The following is a 2,169-nucleotide window of genomic DNA, read 5'->3' on the forward strand; positions in this document are numbered from 1 at the left end:
TCTTCTCTAAGGCAATAGTAATGAGTGATGTATGCGACATTAACCCCATTTATAAGAGTGGAGGCTTAAACCCCGGCAAAATAAATAATCTCCCTCTACTACCCATTAGTTCTTTTGCTTACTTTTGAAGAGGATTTTATCCTCATTAAAGTGCTAGCATGTATCCTGTGAATTCTGATAGGTCAAGTTTTCTTTTGGCTAAGTCTAGTTTAATCATGTAGGCTTCCATATCCAAGGCTCCGAAAATGAGGGGGACTGGCAGATCATCAACTAAGAAGGCTTCAATACCTATCCTTTTCCCTTCGATCTCAACTATTAAATCGCAGAAGTGTGTGCATATAATTTTTCGTCCATCAGCTACCGTGAACTCCCCTTAAATGAGCAACTTCCTCGGCGTGGAAATTTCTCTGGCAACATCACTTTTGATGAGTGATCTGGAAGCACCACTATCAAATAACACATTTAGCCTCATCTCTTTCCTATCGCCCTTAACCAGCAGATCTTGTCTAACTATGCCCAAACTTGTTTTTCCCTTAATATTTAATTTTCGCTCTTAAATAAGAATGTTGTGATTGATTTTTAGGTGTTCTTGATCTTATTTTAAGTAAGTTGGCATGCTCAAAGTTTCTCAGGATGAACAGAATAATAGCATTTTTTATTGAATCTTGCAACAATCAAAAACCAGTTACAAAATCATATTTAAGGCAGATGATAGGAATTAATATCAGAGAGGTTGTGGAAGAAGCTTTAGAGGGTGCGATAAGGGATAAAGAGAAGGAAGAACTTAAGAAGATAGCTATGAAAATTAAGGAATTGATGAGAGATGTAAGTGAGGAAGACTGGGTAAGGGCTGTTAGAGAGAGTCGAGATGAAAGATAAGGAATTTCTATTTGATGCTTCAGCTTTATATTCGCTCTTGGATTACGTTGATAAAATAGACGTTAGGAAAATTCATATACTTACTCTAACTTTCTATGAGGTACGTTTTTTAAGTTTACTTCATTATGCAAGATGAAGTTTTTCTGCTTTGACGCTTAATTGTGAAAAAATTAGCTATCATTCTTTAGAGAAGTGATAACTTCTTTTTAAAAAACGTTTATAAGAATTCCCGTATATTCCAATTTATATTGACAAAATAGCTCCTAGAGGGACGCTTAGAAATTCCCTCATCTGAGCTGATCAAGCCATATACTTATTTTGTAAACATCTTCTTCAACAATTCTGAATTAAGATGGTAGAAGTCATAAACGCTAGGCGTCAAGACATACCTTCATATACTCAAACTATGAAGATTTCGACAAAATCCCACAAATAAAGAGAATATTCCAAATCTTTTTTCTAACAGAATAGTGAAATTAAATTCTTATCCTATTCTTTTATAACATTTCCGTATATAACGTTAATACCTAATTCATTTGCTTTAATTAACGCATCGTCATCTATATTAACAGTTACTATAATCTTTCTCCTTAAAGGTTTGTCAAACAGTGTTTTTATGCTCTCAACATTCTCATAGAACCATTCAACATCCTCTTTCTCCGTGTGCGCCTTAACCTCTAACACATCCGTATGCTCATCACTAACAACTATATCAAACTCATACTCCTTACCCTTCCTACCAAACCTCCCCTCCTCATCAATATACTTGAACCTTTTAGCCTTATCCGGATTTACACCGATTTGCATCAACTGATCCTTATAAATATTAAGTATCATTTTCTCCATATCCTTACCCAATCTTCTACCCAACGAACCCATACTAACCTCCAACCTACTCTGACTCACCCTCAAACTCTTAACTTCCTCCCACAACTTGTTTTGTCCTTCTCTTAAACTCCTGACCTCCTCCCATAATTTATTTTGTCCTTCTCTCAATGCTCTGACTTCTTCCCATAGTTTGTTCTGATTCTCCCATAGTTTGTTTTGTCCCTCTCTTAAGCTCTTAATTTCCTCCCATAGCCTATTCTGGTTCTCCCATAGTTTGTTCTGGTTTTCCCATAACCTATGCTGATCCTCCCTCAAACTCCTAACCTCCTCCCACAATTTGTTCTGGTTTTCCCACAATCTGTTCTGATTTTCCCACAGCTTGTGCTGTTCCTCTATGAGTGCGTCCATCTTCTTGAGTATTTCTGAGAGTCCTAGGTAGCCAGCTACTGCGTAGCGGAACTC

General features: G+C 36.7%; 3 protein-coding genes and 1 pseudogene. 2 read left to right on the plus strand and 2 right to left on the minus strand.

The features are described from left to right. Nucleotides 1-373 precede the first annotated feature (373 nt). On the minus strand, nt 374-520 hold the full coding sequence (locus MRT15_RS11145; RefSeq protein WP_304330278.1) for a hypothetical protein: 147 nt from the start codon (nt 518-520) through the stop codon (nt 374-376). A 188-nt stretch (nt 521-708) separates the two neighbouring features. On the opposite strand from MRT15_RS11145, the gene MRT15_RS11150 reads away from it, so the two are divergent. Further along, the gene (locus MRT15_RS11150; RefSeq protein WP_369684978.1) at nt 709-879 is read left to right on the plus strand and encodes a DUF4145 domain-containing protein; all 171 of its coding nucleotides are present in this window, start codon (nt 709-711) and stop codon (nt 877-879) included. Beyond that, nucleotides 869-982: pseudogene (locus MRT15_RS12670) on the plus strand (PIN domain nuclease); the annotation flags it as partial. The gene MRT15_RS11150 and the pseudogene MRT15_RS12670, both read left to right, overlap by 11 nt. A 386-nt stretch (nt 983-1,368) precedes the next feature. Here MRT15_RS12670 and MRT15_RS11155 read toward each other — a convergent pair. Then, the coding region (locus MRT15_RS11155; RefSeq protein ID WP_304330280.1) for a DUF3782 domain-containing protein at nt 1,369-2,169 on the minus strand (801 nt) is incomplete at its 5' end.

It is taken from the genome of Candidatus Culexarchaeum yellowstonense, from assembly GCF_024707025.1.
GTDB lineage: Archaea > Thermoproteota > Methanomethylicia > Culexarchaeales > Culexarchaeaceae > Culexarchaeum.